The organism is Enterobacter sp. E1, from assembly GCF_016809815.1.
GTDB classification, from domain to species: Bacteria; Pseudomonadota; Gammaproteobacteria; order Enterobacterales; family Enterobacteriaceae; genus Enterobacter; species Enterobacter adelaidei.
This window is the reverse complement of the sequence record NZ_JAFBJM010000003.1, coordinates 119,271-137,169: the sequence shown is the minus strand read 5'-3', so window position 1 is coordinate 137,169 and position 17,899 is coordinate 119,271. Positions and strand designations below refer to the sequence as shown.

Here is a 17,899-nt window from a genome sequence, read left to right as displayed (position 1 = left end):
CGTACTTTACTTCTTACTGATCTTATCCAGATACCCCATCACAAATGCAGACAACACAAACGTCAGATGGATAATGACGTACCACATCAGTTTGTTATCCGGGACATTTTTCGCGTCCATAAATACGCGTAACAGGTGGATAGAGGAGATTGCCACAATCGACGCGGCCACTTTATTCTTCAGCGATGAAGCATCCATTTTGCCCAGCCAGCTGAGCTTCTCTTTACGCTCGTCGATATCAAGCTGGGAGACAAAATTTTCGTAGCCAGAGAACATCACCATCACCAGCAGTCCGCCCACCAGGGTCATATCTACCAGCGACAGCAGAACCAGAATCAAATCCGCTTCGGCAATGGAAAAAATGTTCGGCAGAACATGCCAGATTTCCTGAAAGAACTTAATCGTCAGAGCGATAAGCGCCAGCGAAAGGCCAAAATAGACGGGAGCCAGTATCCAGCGAGAGGCGTACATGGCATTTTCAAAAAAGCGTTCCATAAAGTCCTGTTTGCAAAAGAAACCAGCGCCCAGTATATCTCAACGGCGCTGACTGTTTGCAATAACTCAACGGTACGTCACTCAGACGTTATCCGGGTTAACCTCCGGACGTGCGTACTCAGGCCAGACAAGCGCCACCAGCTCAGGATAGGCTTCCAGACTGAACTCACGAAAGCACTGACGCAGATTTAATACGTCGAGGTCAGAATATGATACTTTCTCACCGTTCAGACAGCGTTTTTTGATATTATCATAATATTTATACACTGCTGAATTCAGGTCGCTGCAGCGACGCTGTGCCTCAAACAGTCCGGGCGTATCATTAATTTCCGACATTTTCATGCGTTTAATTGTCGCGTGTAAAAAGTCGATATATTCATGGTTCACCCGCCAGTACCAAACAGGCGTTACTGAGTTCATCAATACAGAGAAATGATCTTCCCCTTCCTCTTTTGTCATCCGTTCAGGTTGTGGAGGTTCACTGGCGTCCTTCGACACTTTCGTTTTATTGAATTCCTGCATCAATAAAAGAACACCAGCGGTCAGTAATAGTAATGTGATGACCGTAAAAAAGATGCTGTTCATGGGTAGGCTCCATTTTTTTTGATTTTAAAATTGCCTCATGATATTGTCAACGAATCTCACGCCTTTACCAACCCCACCCTGTTGAAATTAAAGGAAATTAAAAATGCTGCCCGACTATCTCGTCCCGGCTAAGTACCACATTGCGTCTGTGGAACAGCAACCCGCGGAAGCAGAAAAAGAGGCGAGTTTCACTCAGGGAAAAAGAAAGCTCTCCGATTTCGAGCCTGACATATTAATTGGCGTTTCCCAAACAGGGAAATCCCGTAATATGTTGCTGGAAGAGCACGATCGTCATATAAAGGACCGCTTATTTCGCGCTATAAAAATTGAAGCCTTTGTCCATCTGCTGAATGACCTGCAAGCCGAAGGCGAAATAGATGCCCAGAAACTAAGTCAAATAATGGCCGAAAAAACAGAAGAAATAAATGAAGCGGGCAATGAAATTTGGCTTAATCTAATTACACGAGAAAAAAACAACCCTATATTTTACACCCTGGGGGAAGATTAACGTGAAAGAAATTAAAAATAACGACGTTTATTTGACTTTAGATGATAAAAAAAGTGATGAATTTATCTTAAAGCAAAATCTCGACGCGCTGAGAAAGACAAAAAATGACGAGATGACGCGTATAACACAAGATTTGGTATCGATCCCGGCGACGCTGGTGCGTCTGAAATGGCAGAATCGCCGTGAAATTTACCCGCTACAGGTCAAAGAAGAAATTTACGGTGCCGTGGTGAATGCCATCATCGAGCAGCGTCCAGAGCTGAAAGAGAAGGTACTGGGACGTCTTGAGGCCAATTATCAGTATCTGCTTGCCAGAGAAATCGCCACCCTGCGTCTGACGCGCAAGCTGTCAGACGGTGAGTACCGTACCTCAAACGTCACCTGCGTGGCGCTTGATGAGGACGCGCTGGCTTCTCACCCGACCGCTCCTGCATCCACTGATACAAAAAAATAATCAAACCGATATGCATAAAAAAAGCCGGCTTTCGCCAGCTCTTTTTTACTTCACGGTCGCTTTCTCTTCGCCGACCAGCCCAATCTTCAGATAACCCGCCTGATGCAGCGTGTCCATTACCTTCATCATGGTTTCATAATCGACGGTTTTATCCGCACGGAAGAAGACCGTGGTGTCCTTCTTGCCACCCGTGAGCTGATCCAGCGCCGGGATGACAGAGTCGGCCGTCACCGGGTCGTTCCCGAGGAACATGGATTTATCCGCTTTTACCGAGATATAGATTGGCTTCTCCGGGCGCGGCTGTGGCTGGCTGGAAGAGGCAGGTAGATTCACCTTCACATCCACCGTCGCCAGCGGCGCAGCCACCATGAAGATAATCAGCAGAACCAGCATAACGTCGATAAACGGCGTTACGTTGATTTCATGCATTTCGCCGTTATCGTCCAGATTTTCGTTCAGACGCATCGCCATAGCATCAACCTGCGCGCAGTTTAGACGCCGCGTGCACCGGCTTAACCGAGCTGGCATTCAAATCAAGATCGCGACTTTGCAGCAGCAGAACCTGTGCTGCAACATCACCGAGAGTGGCTTTGTAACTGCCAATCATACGCGCGAAGATGTTGTAGATAACCACAGCCGGGATTGCTGCAACCAGACCGATTGCCGTCGCCAGCAGCGCTTCCGCGATACCCGGCGCAACCACCGCAAGGTTGGTAGTTTGAGACTGCGCGATACCGATAAAGCTGTTCATGATGCCCCAGACCGTACCGAAAAGCCCGATGAACGGCGAGATCGCACCGATCGTCGCCAGATAACCATTGCCACGGCCCATATGTCGACCTACAGCGGCAACACGACGCTCCAGACGGAAGCCGGTACGTTCTTTAATACCTTCGTTATCTTCACTGCCAGCGGAAAGTTCCAGCTCGTTCTGAGCTTCATTAACTAACAGGGTGGTCAGGCTTTTTACGTGGAAGGATGAGGTCATATCTGAAGCCTGATCCAGAGAGCGGGCTTCAGCCAGTTGCTGTTGCTCCCGCTTAAGGCGACGCTTCTGCGAAAGCAGTTCAGCACTTTTGCTGAAGAAGATAGCCCATGTGACAACGGACGCCAGAATCAGGCCGATCATCACAATCTTAACCACGATGTCAGCATGTTGATACATGCCCCAAACGGAGAGATCCGTCTGCATCAAATTATTACCCACTCTGTATCTCCAGGACGCAAATCACAAAATCTGAACGTAATAATATCAAAACATCGTCGAATTGATAGTAGTTCTCATTAGTATTTGCATGGTGCCGTAATTTTCGCTCACTTTCCTTGCGCTTACGCAGTAAAAATTTCTTATGCGGTTTTTTGCTAATATTTTCTGCTTATTCGATAAGCATCCGGGTGCAGTTTTTTACAATCGTGGTAGTCTGGACGTCCAGACGTATAAAAACAGGGTTAGCGAACATGACAAAGAAGCATCTTGATACCACGCTGGTACAGGCAGGACGCAGCAAAAAATACACCCAGGGATCGGTCAATAGCGTGATTCAACGAGCCTCCTCACTGGTATTTGATACCGTTGAGGAGAAAAAAATCGCCACGCGTAACCGCGCAAAAGGCGGACTTTTTTATGGTCGTCGCGGCACGCTAACCCATTTTTCACTCCAGGAGGCCATGTGCGAACTGGAAGGCGGCGTGGGCTGTGCGTTGTTCCCGTGTGGGGCGGCAGCCGTCGCCAATACTATTCTGGCGTTTGTGGAACATGGCGATCATATCCTGATGACCAACACCGCCTATGAACCCAGCCAGGACTTCTGCACCAAAATCCTCAGTAAGCTCGGCGTAACAACCGGTTGGTTCGACCCGCTGATCGGCGAAGGCATCGCAGAACTTATTCAGCCAAACACGCGTATCGTGTTCCTGGAATCTCCAGGGTCACTCACCATGGAAGTCCACGACGTCCCGGCTATCGTGAAAGCGGTTCGCAGCAAATCGCCAGAAGCGATCATCATGATCGACAACACGTGGGCGGCGGGCGTGCTGTTTAAAGCACTGGAGTTTGACATTGATATCTCGATCCAGGCGGCGACCAAATACCTGATTGGCCATTCTGACGGCATGATTGGCACTGCGGTATCCAATGCACGCTGCTGGGATCAGCTGCGTGAAAATGCCTACCTGATGGGGCAAATGGTGGATGCGGATACCGCCTACATGACCAGCCGCGGGCTCCGTACGCTGGGCGTGCGTCTGCGTCAGCATCACGAAAGCAGCCTGAAAATAGCCGAATGGCTGGCGCAACACCCGCAGGTTGAGCGCGTCAACCATCCGGCGTTGCCCGGCAGCAAAGGTCATGAATACTGGCAACGGGACTTTACGGGGAGTAGCGGTTTGTTCTCATTCGTTCTTAAAAAACGGCTGAATAATGACGAACTGGCAAACTATCTGGATAATTTTACCCTCTTCAGCATGGCCTACTCCTGGGGCGGCTTTGAATCCCTGATCCTGCCAAACCAACCGGAGCAGATCGCGGCTTTGCGTCCCGGTGGTGAAGTGGACTTCAGCGGAACCCTGATCCGACTGCATATCGGTTTAGAAAATGTTGACGATTTAATCGCGGATTTAACAGCAGGGTTTGAACGTATCGTGTAGAGTGCTGGCTGAAAATGTACTCCCTGGACGTTTTTGTGAACATTGCCACCAGAAAAGTCCGCATTAGTTGCGCCCGGGATCAAACCCGAAGCGCAAATAAAGGAGTACAATAGCTCTATATCTGCTGTTCCACAGGAAAGTCCATGGCTGTTATTCAAGATATTATCGCAGCGCTCTGGCAACACGATTTTGCCGCGCTGGCGGACCCTCACGTCTTAGGTATCGTCTATTTCGTGATGTTCGCGACTCTGTTTCTGGAAAATGGATTACTGCCAGCGTCATTTTTACCCGGTGACAGTTTGCTTTTACTTGCCGGGGCGTTGATCGGCAAAGGCGTCATGGACTTCACGCCAACGATGGTGATCCTCACTTCCGCAGCCAGCCTGGGCTGCTGGCTGAGCTATTTGCAGGGCCGCTGGCTTGGGAACACGCGCGTCGTGAAAAGCTGGCTGGCCCAGTTACCGCATAAATATCATCAACGTGCGACCTGCATGTTTGATCGGCATGGCCTGCTGGCACTGCTGGCCGGGCGCTTTCTGGCGTTTGTTCGTACTCTGCTGCCAACAATGGCGGGCATTTCTGGTCTGTCGAACCGCCGCTTCCAGTTCTTTAACTGGCTGAGCGCCCTGTTGTGGGTTGGTGTGGTCACGACGCTCGGCTACGCGCTGAATATGATCCCGTTCGTGAAACACCACGAAGATCAGGTGATGACCTTCCTGATGGTGCTGCCGATTTTCCTGCTGGTGGCAGGGCTGGTAGGGACCATTGCGGTAGTGATTAAGAAAAAGTACTGCAGTGCATAAACAAAAGCCGGGTGGCGCTACCGCTTACCCGGCCTAAGCTTCCCCTTCACGCTCCCTGCATGGTTCTTATACGTGACGCATCTTCCCCCGGCGTGACGCCGAAGTAGCGCTTAAACTCCCGACTGAACTGCGACGCACTTTCATAGCCCACCCGCATCGCCGCCGCGCTGGCCTTCATGCCATCGTGGATCATCAGCATTCGCGCCTTATGCAGGCGGTAGGTTTTGAGATACTGCAGCGGTGAAGTGCTGGTCACCGACTTAAAATTATGGTGAAACGCCGAGACACTCATATTCGCTTCTGCCGCGAGCTGGTCGACGCTCAGGTTTTCCGTGTACTGACTTTCAATACGCTTGAGCACGCGGCTTATCAGGCTGAAGTGGGTCTGTCGGCTCACCAGCGCGAGTAAAGCCCCTCCCCCCGGCCCCAGCAGTACATGGTAGAGAATTTCGCGGATAATCTGCTTGCCGAGAATACGTGCATCCAGCGGCCTTTCCATCACGTCCAGCAGGCGTTCAATGGCACAGAGGATCTCCTCCGATAGCGTTGCCGAGTTAATCCCACTTGACGCCATTGACGGCTGGAAAAGCTCGTCTTCACCAATCTCCATCAGCAGCTCCTGCAACTGAAGAATATCGACATTGACGCGAATACCCGCCAGCGGAACGGCCTCTGTCGCGAAAGTTTCACATTCAAAGGGTAAAGGTACTGTCAGCAGCAGGTATTCATTGGTGTCGTAACGGAAGACTCGTTCATTGATATAGCCAATTTTATGGCCAGAAAAGAGAAAAACGATGCCTGGTTGATACATGACCGGCGTGCGCGTTCCGGGTTGCGTACCGTAGAGCAGGCGAATGTCCGGCAGCAAATTGCTGACACCATTTTCATTATCTATCAGTCTCTTAATCTGCATTGTGAGCTGATGACAGATCGCTTCACGGTTCATATTACGTTACTCCGGGTACGGTTTCCGACGTTGATAGTGTGCGTGCTTTTCCGCGCTTTCTCCAGCGCTCTGTAGAAATGGGCAAGACATCGGCAGGAATGTGCATTGAGAGGATAGCCCCGGACAGCCACAATGTGCAGCATCAGGTAGCCTTCTGCGCCACCACGATTTTTCACCCACATAAGGGAACGAGCAATGAACAACTTTAATCTCCACACCCCAACCCGCATTCTGTTTGGTAAAGGCGCTATTGCCGAGTTGCGCGCACAGATCCCTGCTGACGCCCGCGTACTGATCACCTACGGTGGCGGCAGCGTGAAAAAAACCGGCGTGCTGGATCAGGTTTACAGTGCCCTGGAAGGTCTGGACGTGCGTGAATTCGGCGGCATTGAGCCAAACCCGTCTTACGAAACGCTGATGAATGCAGTGAAAATCGCCCGCGAAGAGAACATCACCTTCCTGCTGGCCGTTGGCGGTGGCTCAGTGCTGGACGGCACCAAATTCATCGCCGCAGCGGCACATTACGCTGACGGCATCGACCCATGGCATATCCTGGAAACCCGTGGCAGCGATGTGAAAAGCGCTATCCCGATGGGCTCGGTACTGACTCTGCCAGCCACAGGCTCTGAATCCAACAAAGGTGCCGTGATCTCCCGCAAAACCACCGGTGATAAACAGGCCTTTATGAACGAACACGTTCAGCCTGTGTTCGCCATCCTCGACCCGGTTTACACCTACACCTTGCCTGCACGTCAGGTGGCTAACGGTGTGGTCGACGCCTTTGTGCATACCGTTGAGCAGTACGTGACCTACCCGGTGGATGCCAAAATTCAGGATCGCTTCGCGGAAGGCATTTTGCTGACGCTGGTTGAAGAAGGTCCGAAAGCGCTGAAAGAGCCAGAAAACTACGATGTTCGCGCCAATGTGATGTGGGCGGCAACGCAGGCGCTTAATGGCCTGATCGGTGCGGGTGTGCCTCAGGACTGGGCAACCCATATGCTGGGCCACGAACTGACGGCCATGCACGGTCTGGATCACGCTCAGACGCTGGCCGTAGTACTGCCTGCGCTGTGGAACGAAAAACGTGACACCAAACGCGCCAAACTGCTGCAGTACGCCGAGCGCGTGTGGAACATTACCGAAGGTTCTGACGATGCGCGTATTGATGCCGCCATCGAAGCGACCCGCAACTTCTTTGAAGGCCTGGGCGTGCCAACGCGTCTCTCTGGCTACGGCCTGGATGGTAGCTCCATCCCTGCCCTGCTGGCGAAACTGGAAGAACACGGTATGACTCACCTGGGTGAGCACGGCGACATCACGCTGGACGTGAGCCGTCGTATCTACGAAGCGGCACGCTAAGCGTTTTTGTCCTCCCGACTTTCGTTTTTTGACATTTCGTCCAGACTTAATGCACACCCCATCGTCGGAGAAACCCTCCGACGATGCGCACCTGAAGGAGGAAAAATGGCAAACCAAACCGTAATCAGGCTGAAGGACGGCAACGTGATGCCCCAACTGGGGCTCGGCGTATGGAAAGCCGGTAACGACGAGGTCGTCTCCGCCATTCATAAAGCCCTGGAAGTCGGCTACAGGTCGATTGATACCGCCGCTGCGTACAAAAACGAAGACGGTGTGGGTAAGGCACTGGCCAGCGCTGGCCTGCCCCGCGACGACCTTTTCATTACCACTAAACTGTGGAACGACGATCAAAAGCGCCCCCGCGAAGCCCTGCAGGAGAGCCTGGACAAGCTCCAGCTCGATTACATCGATCTCTGGCTGATGCACTGGCCTGTTCCGGCTATCGACCATTATGTTGATGCCTGGAAAGGAATGATTGAGCTGCAAAAAGAGGGGCGGGTGAAAAGTATCGGTGTCTGTAATTTCCAGGTTCACCATCTGCAGCGCCTGATCGACGAGACGGGTATCGCTCCTGTCATCAATCAGATCGAGCTGCACCCGCTGATGCAGCAGCGCCAGCTTCACGCCTGGAACGCAACCCACAATATCCAGACCGAATCCTGGAGCCCGCTGGCTCAGGGTGGTGAAGGCGTATTTGATCAGAAAATTATTCGCGACCTGGCGGATAAATACGGTAAGACGCCAGCACAGATTGTGATTCGCTGGCATCTGGATAACGGCCTGGTGGTGATCCCGAAATCGGTCACCCCTTCGCGCATCGCCGAGAACTTCGACGTCTGGGATTTCCGCCTGGACAAAGATGAGTTGGGTGAGATTGCGAAACTGGATAAGGGCAAACGGCTTGGGCCAGACCCGGATCAGTTTGGCGGATAGATAAAAAAACCCCGGCTTGCCGGGGTTTTTATTTTACGCTTTACGTTTGGCTGGCTTCTTCGCCGTCGTCCCACCGTTTGAACGCTGGTGCACGATCGGTGTGTGCTTGGTCAACGCCGGGCGCGTATTGCGATTCTGACGACGCGCCTCGCGCATTTCATCCAGGGTAGGAGCCGGTACCAGACAGTCGCGACGCGAGCCAATCAGGTGCTTTTTACCCATATCTTCCAGCGCCTGACGGATCAGCGGCCAGTTTTTCGGATCGTGATAACGCAGCAGCGCTTTGTGCAGACGGCGCTGTTTATCCCCTTTTGGCACCACCACGTCTTCGCTCTTATAACCAATCTTACTCAGCGGGTTCTTGCCGGTGTAATACATGGTCGTCGAGTTGGCGAGCGGTGACGGGTAGAAGTTCTGCACCTGATCCAGACGGAAGCGACGCTGTTTCAGCCACAGCGCCAGGTTCACCATGTCCTCATCGCGCGTACCCGGGTGGGCAGAGATGAAGTAAGGGATCAGGTACTGCTCTTTCCCTGCCTGCTTAGAGTAGGTATCGAACAACTGTTTAAAGCGATCATAGCTGCCCATGCCCGGCTTCATCATTTTCGACAGCGGGCCTTCTTCGGTGTGCTCCGGCGCAATCTTCAGATAGCCGCCAACGTGGTGCGTTGCCAGCTCTTTAATGTAGCGCGGATCTTCCACGGCGATGTCGTAACGTACCCCGGAGGCGATGAGGATCTTCTTGATGCCTTTAAGGTCGCGGGCGCGGCGATAGAGATTGATTGTCGGCTCATGGTTGGTATCCATGTGCTGGCAGATGTCCGGATAGACGCATGAGAGACGACGGCAGGTTTGCTCTGCACGCGGCGACTTACAGCGCAGCATGTACATGTTGGCGGTTGGGCCGCCAAGATCGGAGATCACGCCAGTAAAACCCGGTACGGTATCGCGAATGGCTTCGATCTCATTGATGATCGAATCTTCAGAGCGGCTCTGGATAATGCGTCCTTCATGCTCGGTAATAGAGCAGAACGAGCACCCGCCGAAGCAGCCGCGCATGATGTTGATCGAGAAGCGGATCATCTCATACGCCGGGATACGGGCGTTGCCATATGCCGGGTGCGGCACGCGCTTATACGGCAGCGCAAAGACGCTATCCATCTCTTCAGTTGACAGCGGGATCGCTGGCGGGTTGATCCAGATATAGCGCTCGCCGTGTTTCTGCAGCAGTGCGCGGGCACAGCCCGGGTTGGTTTCATGGTGCAGAATACGCGACGCATGCGCGTAGAGCACTTTGTCAGCTTTTACCTTCTCGTAGGACGGCAGCAGTACATACGTTTTTTCCCACGGTTTCGGGCGTGGCGGTTGTACAACAATCGCCTTCGCTTCCGCTTTTTTCGGCTCAACCGGCTTGTTATCGGCACACGGCAGATCTTCGCCGTAAGGATGTGGGATAGGGTCGATTTTGCCCGGCATATCAATAATACGGGAATCGACCCCGCTCCAGCCCGGCAGCGCCTCTTTCACCATGATCGCGGTGTTACGCACGTCGCGAATACTGCTCACCGGTTCCCCCTGCGACAGACGGTGTGCGACTTCCACCAGCGGACGCTCGCCGTTACCGTAGATCAGCATGTCGGCTTTAGAATCCACCAGCACCGAGCGGCGCACGGTATCTGACCAGTAATCGTAGTGCGCGGTGCGGCGCAGACTTGCTTCAATGCCGCCCAGGATCACCGGCACATCTTTCCAGGCTTCTTTACAGCGTTGGGTATACACCAGGGTGGCGCGGTCCGGACGTTTACCCGCCACGTTATCCGGGGTATAGGCATCGTCATGACGCAGCTTACGGTCAGCGGTATAGCGGTTGATCATCGAATCCATGTTGCCGGCGGTTACGCCGAAGAACAGGTTGGGTTTACCCAGACGCATAAAGTCGTCTTTGCTGTTCCAGTCAGGCTGAGAGATGATCCCCACGCGGAAGCCTTGTGCTTCGAGCATGCGGCCACAAATGGCCATGCCGAAGCTCGGATGGTCAACGTAGGCATCGCCCGTGACCAGAATGATGTCGCAGCTGTCCCAGCCCAGTTGGTCCATCTCTTCCCGGGACATCGGCAGGAACGGCGCCGGTCCAAAGCAGGCCGCCCAGTACTGGGGCCAGGAGAAGAGGTCACGATCCGGCTGGATCAGGGAAATTGCGCTCATAATGCTTCCGAAGAAAAAATAGACAAAAGGAGCCGGATTATACGCTGTTCATCCGCCACATTTGAAGAAAAGGATGCATGAAGCAGACAGATATTCCTGGAAGTCGTTAAAATACAGCGCCCTGTTAATTTTGGATCATAATATCCACTATATCTTCCGGTGTTTTGCCCCCGGAACGTGTTCTTGCGCGGAGTTCTGCTGTGAAGTCCAACGATTCGTTACACATTTCCCAGCTGCGGGTTGTCCTTCACCTCTGCGGTTTTCTGGTTCTGCTGTACAGCCTTTCGATGCTGCCGCCAATGGTCATCGCCCTGCTGAATAAAGAGCGGACCTACTTTGCGTTTTTAACCACCTTTTTAACCTTTTTCAGCCTGGGTGGAGTGACGTGGAGGGCAACCCGTCATGCCGGTATTCAGCTGCGTACCCGCGACGGGTTTGTGATTATCGTGCTGTTCTGGCTGCTGTTTTCATTGATCAGTGCCATGCCGTTATGGATGGACGATGGTCTGCATCTTTCCTTTGCTGACGCGCTCTTCGAAGGGGTTTCCGGGATAACCACTACCGGTGCAACGGTAATCGGGGACGTCAGCGCCCTGCCTAAGTCGTACCTATATTACCGCGCCCAGCTGAATTTCATTGGTGGCTTAGGCGTCATCGTGTTGGCCGTCGCGGTCCTGCCGCTGCTGGGCATAGGTGGTATGAAACTGTATCAGTCAGAGATGCCGGGGCCGTTCAAGGAGGAGCGTCTGACTCCCCGCCTTGCCGATACCGCGCGCACGCTGTGGGTAACTTACTTCGCGCTGGGCGCGGCCTGCACCCTGGCCTACTGGCTGGCGGGCATGTCTTTTTTTGACGCCATCTGTCACGGACTTTCGACCGTGTCATTGGGCGGATTCTCTACCCGCAGCGAGAGCATTGGTTTTTACGACAGCCACGCGATTGAACTCGTCGCTGGCGCGTTTTCGCTGCTCTCCGCGTTCAACTTCACCCTCTGGTACGTCGCGATTGTCAGACGCACCCTGAAGCCGATTCGCCGCAGCCCGGAGGTTAAATTCTTTCTGGGTGCCGCCGCAGTGGTGATTGTCATTACCGCCTGGCAGGTCTGGCATGCGGGGATGTACAACGCGACGGATAGCCTGGTTCATGCTTTCTTCCTGGCCAGTTCGATGATGACCGATAACGGCCTTTCGACGGCCGATTATGCGCACTGGCCTGCCCACACCATTTTCCTGCTGTTGAGCGCCAGCTTTTTTGGTGGCTGTGTGGGATCGACCTGTGGCGGGATAAAAGCGCTGCGTTTTCTGATCATGTTCAAACAGAGTATTCAGGAAATGAATCAGCTTGCACATCCGCGCGCGCTACTGAGTATCAAGGTCGGTAAAAGCGTGGTGAATGAACGCGTCCTGCGCTCGGTATGGAGCTTCTTTTTCCTCTACGTGATGATTACGGGCTTTTTTGTCTGGGCGCTCAATCTGATGGGCTACGACCTGTTTACGTCATTTGCAACAGTCGCTGCCTGTATCAATAACATGGGGCTGGGTTTTGGCGAGACCGCGTCCACCTTCGGGACGTTAAAAGAAGAGGCCAAGCTGTTGATGTGCGCAGCGATGATCTTAGGGCGTCTGGAAATTTATCCGGTGCTGATCCTCTTCTCGCGCTTTTTCTGGCGGGCATAAAACATTCCCGGCGAACCGGGAATGTCGGGGGGTTATGGCGCAGGGTTGACCAGCATCTGCCCCACTGACCCCCTGTCCATCATCTCCAGCGTCTGGCTGTGGAACAGGAACGGGAAGTGCGGCCACGAAGGCTGACCATAGTAGACAAGCAGTTCGACCTGACCATCCACCCAGACGGTGTCTTTCCAGCCACGGTCTTCCGGGAAAGGCATCGCGCCGTTCACGTTGCGGATCAGGAATGACACACCTTCAATATGGAACGACTGCGGCATGTCGGAACGCACGGTCCAGCGCTCCCAACTACCCTGCTGCGCGGTAATGTCGATACGGTTGACGTCCCACAGCGCACCGTTGATACCCGGATCGTCGCCCAGGCTGATATCGCGGCTGCGCACTGGCGAACCGCTCATGATCTCCTGCGGCAGCAGGCGCATGGGCAGGCTGTCGGTCACCAACGGCAGCAGACCGGTTGGGCGCAGGGTCAGCACCAGGGTAGAAACAAGAATGCTCGACGGCTCAAAGAACCCTCGAATACGGTCAACAATACTTGCCGCTTCACCGCAGGTGACAGACACTTCATCCCCATTCGTCATATCAATGAGAATTTCACGACGTTCACCCGGCGACAGCGCCAGTTGTTTGACGGAAACCGGCGCAGGTAAAAAGCCCTGGTCACCGGAGATCACGTGCAGCGCGCGGCCATCACTCATTTTCAGCTGATAACGGCGTGAGTTTGAGGCGTTGAGCAGACGCAGACGCACCCAGCCACGCGAGACTTCAACGTAGGGGCTTTGCGCACCATTGACCAGCAGCGTGTCGCCGACGAAGCCACCGCTGCCCGGCTCGCTGTATTCCGGCGTACCGAAATTATCCAGACGTTTGTCCTGGATAATGATCGGGAAATCATCCACACCGTAGTGATTCGGGATCGGCAGGGATTTGCTGACCTCATCTTCTACCAGCCACATCCCGGCCAGACCGTTATACACCTGTTGTGCAGTGCGGTTAGGGGTATTGGCGTGATACCACAGCGTTGCCGCACTCTGACGAATGGGCAGCACTGGCGCCCAGTCAGCATTGGGTGACATCATCCTCGGCGCACCGCCAATCAGCGGGCCAGGAACCTGTAAACCGCTGATGGTCATGGCAACATTTTCGGACGTGCGGTTACTGTAGATGAGTTTAACGTCATCGCCATTCCACACGCGTATGGTCGGCCCAAGGTAACGCCCGTTAATGCCCCATACCGGCGCACGCGTCCCCTGGGTAAAGGACCAGTGGCTGCGCTGTAATGTCAGGAAAAGCGGTTGTCCGCGACGGGATTCAATTAACGGCGGAATGGGCAGCGGCTGTTGCTGCCCGGCGGCGCTGGCTGTCAGCGGCATCGCACCCGCACAAAGGGCGATCCCTGAAGCCTGAATAAACTGACGCCGACTGAGTGACATATAAGCTCCATCTGAAACGACTAACAACGCGGGAATTCGTTTTCCCTTTAACGCCGGATTAAATCTTACCGGCGGCTTCTCTCTCTGCGACTTCTTTGTCGAGCAGCGCAATATGCTGAGCCATCAGCTCGCGGCAGTGTGCTGCCAGCTCACGCACCTGATCTTTACCGTATTTGCTGGTATCGACGGGTGGCAGCATTTCGACAATTACCAACCCATTATTCAGGCGATTAAGATTAATCTTATTAGAAGTATTGGAAACACACACAGGAATAATTGGAACACCTGCCGCAATTGCGGCATGAAACGCGCCAGTTTTAAACGGCAGCAGGCCACGACCACGGCTGCGCGTCCCTTCCGGGAACATCCAGATGGATATTCTGCGTTTTTTAAAATGATTCACGACTTCCGCAATAGTGCTGTGCGCTTTTGCACGGTTATTACGGTCGATCAGCAGGTTACCGGTGAGCCAGTACAACTGGCCGAAAAACGGGATCCACAGGAGGCTCTTTTTCCCCACCGTCACGGTTGGTGGAAGAACGATATTAGAGGCCGTCACCATATCGTAGTTGTTCTGATGATTAGCGATAAAGATGGCATTACCGAAATTCTCAGCGCCTTCCGGCAGACGTTTTTCAACCTTCAGACCAAACAGCGGCGCAAGACGACCAAACATATGACCAAAGGTGGCAACATGCTTCGGATTACGCGGGCTGAACAGGCAATAAATAGAGCCGAAAATACAGACCAGAATGCAGTAGATAACGGTAAGAATAAGACGAACAATGTATAGCATAGCGACCTCTGAAGCCCCAACAGCTGACAATTATACTTCACCTGTGGCCAGGTAAGGACTTTATTACGAGCGCGTATTGTTAATCGCAACGCACGAATTAACAACGATTTTACGGGAAATTTTATTGAAACTCCCCCTCCGGACAGAGGGGGATATCACGACATTACTCTTCGCTGTCACCTGCGGTGCTGCGTGCAGGAGAGTCAATCTCCACGCGGTCAATACGCTGCAGGCCACGCATCAGTGAACCGCGACGGCCGCGCTCACCAACGACCTTCTGCAACTCTTCCGGACGAAGTTTGATTTTACGCTTACCGACATGAATGGTCAGCGTGCTCTGCGGCGGCAGAAGGAAGAGGTGCGCGAGACCATCTTCACCCTTCGCTGCTTCCGCCGACGGGATGTTGATGATCTTGTTACCCTTGCCTTTTGACAGTTCAGGCAGATCGCTAACCGGGAACATCAGCATACGCCCGGCGGTGGTGATCGCCAGCAGCATGTCACTCTCATTCTCAATCACCAGCGGCGGCATAACGTGGGCGTTATCCGGCAGGCTAATCAGCGCCTTACCGGCACGGTTGCGAGAGACAAGATCGTTAAAGGTACAGATAAAACCGTAACCGGCATCAGACGCCAGCAGCAGTTTCTGCTCGTCGGCTTCCATCAGCATATGGTCAACCGTGGCACCCGGCGGCAGCGTCAGCTTGCCGGTGAGCGGCTCGCCCTGCCCGCGCGCGGAAGGCAGCGTGATTGGGTCAATCGCGTAACTACGGCCCGTAGAATCGATAAACGCCACCGGCTGGTTGCTCTTCCCTTTCACGGCGGCTTTGAAGCTGTCGCCCGCTTTGTAGCTCAGCCCTGGCGCGTCGATGTCGTGGCCTTTAGCACTACGCACCCAGCCGCTTTGCGACAGGACAATGGTCACCGGCTCGGACGGCTGCATGTCGTGCTCGTTCATCGCCTTCGCTTCTTCGCGCTCGTGCAGCGGAGAACGACGGTCGTCGCCGAAAGCATCGGCATCGGCCTGCAGCTCTTTTTTCAGCAGGTTGTTCATCTTGCGTTCGGACGCGAGGATCGCCTGCAGCTGATCGCGTTCTTTTTCCAGATCGCTCTGCTCACCGCGGATCTTCATCTCTTCCAGTTTGGCAAGATGGCGCAGTTTCAGTTCGAGGATCGCTTCGGCCTGGGTTTCGCTGATGCCAAAGCGCGACATCAGCGCAGGCTTAGGCTCGTCCTCGGTACGAATGATCTCAATCACTTCGTCGATATTGAGGAACGCCACCAGCAAACCTTCGAGGATATGCAGGCGCTTAAGCACTTTCTCCAGACGGTGGTTCAGACGACGGCGTACCGTATCGCGGCGGAACGTCAGCCATTCGGTGAGGATCTCCAGCAGGTTTTTCACCGCCGGACGCCCGTCGAGGCCAATCATGTTCAGGTTGATGCGGTAGCTTTTTTCCAGATCGGTGGTGGCAAACAGGTGGTTCATCACCTGCTCCATGTCCACGCGGTTGGAACGCGGCACGATCACCAGACGAGTCGGGTTCTCGTGATCCGATTCGTCGCGCAGATCGTCCACCATCGGCAGCTTCTTATTGCGCATCTGGGCGGCGATCTGCTCCAGCACTTTGGCGCCGGAGACCTGATGCGGCAGCGCGGTGATCACCACCGCACCGTCTTCTTTGGTCCACACCGCGCGCATACGCACGGAGCCGCGACCGTTCTGGTAGATTTTACGGATTTCCGCGCGGGAGGTGATGATCTCCGCTTCGGTTGGATAGTCCGGCCCCTGCACAATATCCAGCAGCTCGTCCAGCGAGGTTTTCGGCTGTTCAATCAGGGTGATGGCGGCTTTCGCCACTTCACGCAGGTTGTGCGGCGGGATATCTGTCGCCATACCAACCGCGATACCGGTGGTGCCGTTCAGCAGAATGTTCGGCAGGCGCGCAGGCAGCATCTTCGGCTCCTGCAGCGTGCCGTCGAAGTTTGGCACCCAGTCAACGGTTCCCTGACCCAGTTCGCCCAGCAGCACTTCGGCATAATTAGACAGACGGGATTCGGTATAACGCATCGCTGCGAAGGATTTTGGATCGTCCGGCGCCCCCCAGTTCCCCTGGCCATCCACCAGTGGATAGCGGTAAGAGAACGGCTGTGCCATCAACACCATCGCTTCATAACAGGCGCTGTCGCCGTGTGGATGGTATTTACCCAGTACATCACCAACGGTACGGGCGGATTTCTTGAACTTGGCGCTGGCATTCAGCCCCAGCTCGGACATCGCATAGACGATGCGGCGCTGAACAGGCTTCAGGCCATCCCCGATAAACGGCAACGCCCTGTCCATGATGACGTACATGGAGTAGTTCAGGTAGGCGTTTTCCGTGAATTCATGTAGCGCGAGGCGCTCTGCCATATCGCTCATTACGTGTGATTCCTCAACTCAGAAACCGAAGGGTTTCAGGCAATATTGCCGCAGATACTACCTTATCTGCCGTGTTGAGTCACAAAGAAAAAGGGCCGCTTATGCGGCCCTTTCCGGGTTATTTGTTCAGCTTAATAACCTGCTTCACGTCGATTTCGAAGTCGTTCCACTCTTTATCGACCTTACCCTGGATTTCCACTTTATCCTGTGGACTTACAGTCACGCCGTTCCAGCGCTTGTGGTCAATCTCCACGTTGACCGTGCCGGTCTCATCGCGGAAGGTATAGCGATCGTCGGACAGGCGCTGGGTGATGTTCCCGCGCAGCTTCACCCAGCTGTCATCCTTCATCTCTTTCACCTTCACCGCGGTGGTGAGGTTCGCGTCATTATCGACAAAGCCGCCTGTCTGAGTTTGGGTCTGGGTTTGTGTGGCCGACGGGCCGTTAAATCCACCCTGTGCAGCAAAAACAGGGGCAGTGGTCATCATCATGATGGCGGCAATTGCAGCGAATTTTTTCATATTAACTCTCCCTTTAATCTGGTTTCGCAGTCCATTTAACAGGGTAATCCTTAACAACTTCTTAAGGGAAAAATTTATTTATTATTGCTGTACAGCAGGCGCTTAC

At 53.8% G+C, this 17,899-nt stretch carries 17 protein-coding genes; 7 read left to right on the top strand and 10 right to left on the bottom strand.

The window, feature by feature from the left end:
• Positions 1 to 6: 6 nt before the first annotated feature.
• Complete coding sequence (locus tag JGF26_RS09700) at positions 7 to 495, bottom strand: TIGR00645 family protein (protein WP_023309169.1); 489 nt, start codon at positions 493 to 495, stop codon at positions 7 to 9.
• Between the two features lie 81 nt (positions 496 to 576).
• Positions 577 to 1,080, bottom strand: coding sequence for a hypothetical protein (locus JGF26_RS09695; RefSeq protein ID WP_028019653.1), 504 nt, complete (start codon positions 1,078 to 1,080; stop codon positions 577 to 579).
• A 103-nt stretch (positions 1,081 to 1,183) separates the two neighbouring features.
• Here JGF26_RS09695 and JGF26_RS09690 point away from each other — a divergent pair, with 103 nt between their 5' ends.
• Both JGF26_RS09690 and JGF26_RS09685 read left to right on the top strand, forming a co-directional pair.
• Positions 1,184 to 1,588: a hypothetical protein gene (locus JGF26_RS09690; RefSeq protein ID WP_028019652.1), complete on the top strand. Its 405-nt coding sequence runs from the start codon at positions 1,184 to 1,186 to the stop codon at positions 1,586 to 1,588.
• Between the two features lies 1 nt (position 1,589).
• Entirely contained in the window at positions 1,590 to 2,042 is a 453-nt protein-coding gene (locus JGF26_RS09685) for a hypothetical protein (RefSeq protein WP_028019651.1), read from the top strand.
• A 45-nt stretch (positions 2,043 to 2,087) separates the two neighbouring features.
• On the opposite strand, the gene exbD is transcribed toward JGF26_RS09685, so the two are convergent.
• Together exbD and exbB are read right to left on the bottom strand one after the other, a co-directional pair.
• Positions 2,088 to 2,513 (bottom strand): TonB system transport protein ExbD, encoded by a 426-nt coding sequence (gene exbD, locus JGF26_RS09680; RefSeq protein WP_028019650.1) that lies wholly within the window; start codon positions 2,511 to 2,513, stop codon positions 2,088 to 2,090.
• Positions 2,514 to 2,517: 4 nt separating this feature from the next.
• Complete coding sequence (gene exbB, locus JGF26_RS09675; protein ID WP_028019649.1) at positions 2,518 to 3,249, bottom strand: tol-pal system-associated acyl-CoA thioesterase; 732 nt, start codon at positions 3,247 to 3,249, stop codon at positions 2,518 to 2,520.
• A gap of 251 nt (positions 3,250 to 3,500) precedes the next feature.
• Here exbB and metC point away from each other — a divergent pair, with 251 nt between their 5' ends.
• Positions 3,501 to 4,688, top strand: coding sequence for a cystathionine beta-lyase (metC, locus tag JGF26_RS09670; protein ID WP_134707971.1), 1,188 nt, complete (start codon positions 3,501 to 3,503; stop codon positions 4,686 to 4,688).
• 143 nt (positions 4,689 to 4,831) lie between these two features.
• Positions 4,832 to 5,491 carry a DedA family general envelope maintenance protein YghB gene (gene yghB, locus JGF26_RS09665; RefSeq protein WP_028019647.1) on the top strand — a complete coding sequence of 220 codons (660 nt, stop codon included), beginning with the start codon at positions 4,832 to 4,834 and terminating at the stop codon, positions 5,489 to 5,491.
• Between the two features lie 46 nt (positions 5,492 to 5,537).
• On the opposite strand, the gene JGF26_RS09660 is transcribed toward yghB, so the two are convergent.
• A complete protein-coding gene (locus JGF26_RS09660) occupies positions 5,538 to 6,437 on the bottom strand; it encodes an AraC family transcriptional regulator (protein WP_049005046.1) in 900 nt (299 codons plus the stop codon).
• Between the two features lie 195 nt (positions 6,438 to 6,632).
• On the opposite strand from JGF26_RS09660, the gene yqhD reads away from it, so the two are divergent.
• Together yqhD and dkgA are read left to right on the top strand one after the other, a co-directional pair.
• Entirely contained in the window at positions 6,633 to 7,796 is a 1,164-nt protein-coding gene (yqhD, locus tag JGF26_RS09655) for an alcohol dehydrogenase (RefSeq protein ID WP_028019645.1), read from the top strand.
• Between the two features lie 105 nt (positions 7,797 to 7,901).
• Positions 7,902 to 8,729 carry a 2,5-didehydrogluconate reductase DkgA gene (gene dkgA, locus JGF26_RS09650; RefSeq protein WP_049005047.1) on the top strand — a complete coding sequence of 276 codons (828 nt, stop codon included), beginning with the start codon at positions 7,902 to 7,904 and terminating at the stop codon, positions 8,727 to 8,729.
• Positions 8,730 to 8,762: 33 nt separating this feature from the next.
• Here dkgA and JGF26_RS09645 read toward each other — a convergent pair whose 3' ends face one another.
• On the bottom strand, positions 8,763 to 10,934 hold the full coding sequence (locus JGF26_RS09645) for a YgiQ family radical SAM protein (RefSeq protein WP_049005048.1): 2,172 nt from the start codon (positions 10,932 to 10,934) through the stop codon (positions 8,763 to 8,765).
• 200 nt (positions 10,935 to 11,134) lie between these two features.
• Between JGF26_RS09645 and JGF26_RS09640 the strand changes: the two genes are divergently transcribed.
• Positions 11,135 to 12,610 (top strand): TrkH family potassium uptake protein, encoded by a 1,476-nt coding sequence (locus JGF26_RS09640; RefSeq protein WP_028017173.1) that lies wholly within the window; start codon positions 11,135 to 11,137, stop codon positions 12,608 to 12,610.
• Positions 12,611 to 12,642: 32 nt separating this feature from the next.
• Here JGF26_RS09640 and ftsP read toward each other — a convergent pair whose 3' ends face one another.
• The 4 genes from ftsP to JGF26_RS09620 form a co-directional block, all read right to left on the bottom strand.
• Positions 12,643 to 14,055, bottom strand: coding sequence for a cell division protein FtsP (ftsP, locus tag JGF26_RS09635; RefSeq protein ID WP_028017172.1), 1,413 nt, complete (start codon positions 14,053 to 14,055; stop codon positions 12,643 to 12,645).
• 58 nt (positions 14,056 to 14,113) lie between these two features.
• Entirely contained in the window at positions 14,114 to 14,851 is a 738-nt protein-coding gene (plsC, locus tag JGF26_RS09630; protein WP_049005051.1) for a 1-acylglycerol-3-phosphate O-acyltransferase, read from the bottom strand.
• A 163-nt stretch (positions 14,852 to 15,014) separates the two neighbouring features.
• On the bottom strand, positions 15,015 to 17,273 hold the full coding sequence (parC, locus tag JGF26_RS09625) for a DNA topoisomerase IV subunit A (protein ID WP_134707972.1): 2,259 nt from the start codon (positions 17,271 to 17,273) through the stop codon (positions 15,015 to 15,017).
• 118 nt (positions 17,274 to 17,391) lie between these two features.
• Entirely contained in the window at positions 17,392 to 17,793 is a 402-nt protein-coding gene (locus tag JGF26_RS09620; RefSeq protein WP_134707973.1) for a NirD/YgiW/YdeI family stress tolerance protein, read from the bottom strand.
• Positions 17,794 to 17,899: the final 106 nt, after the last annotated feature.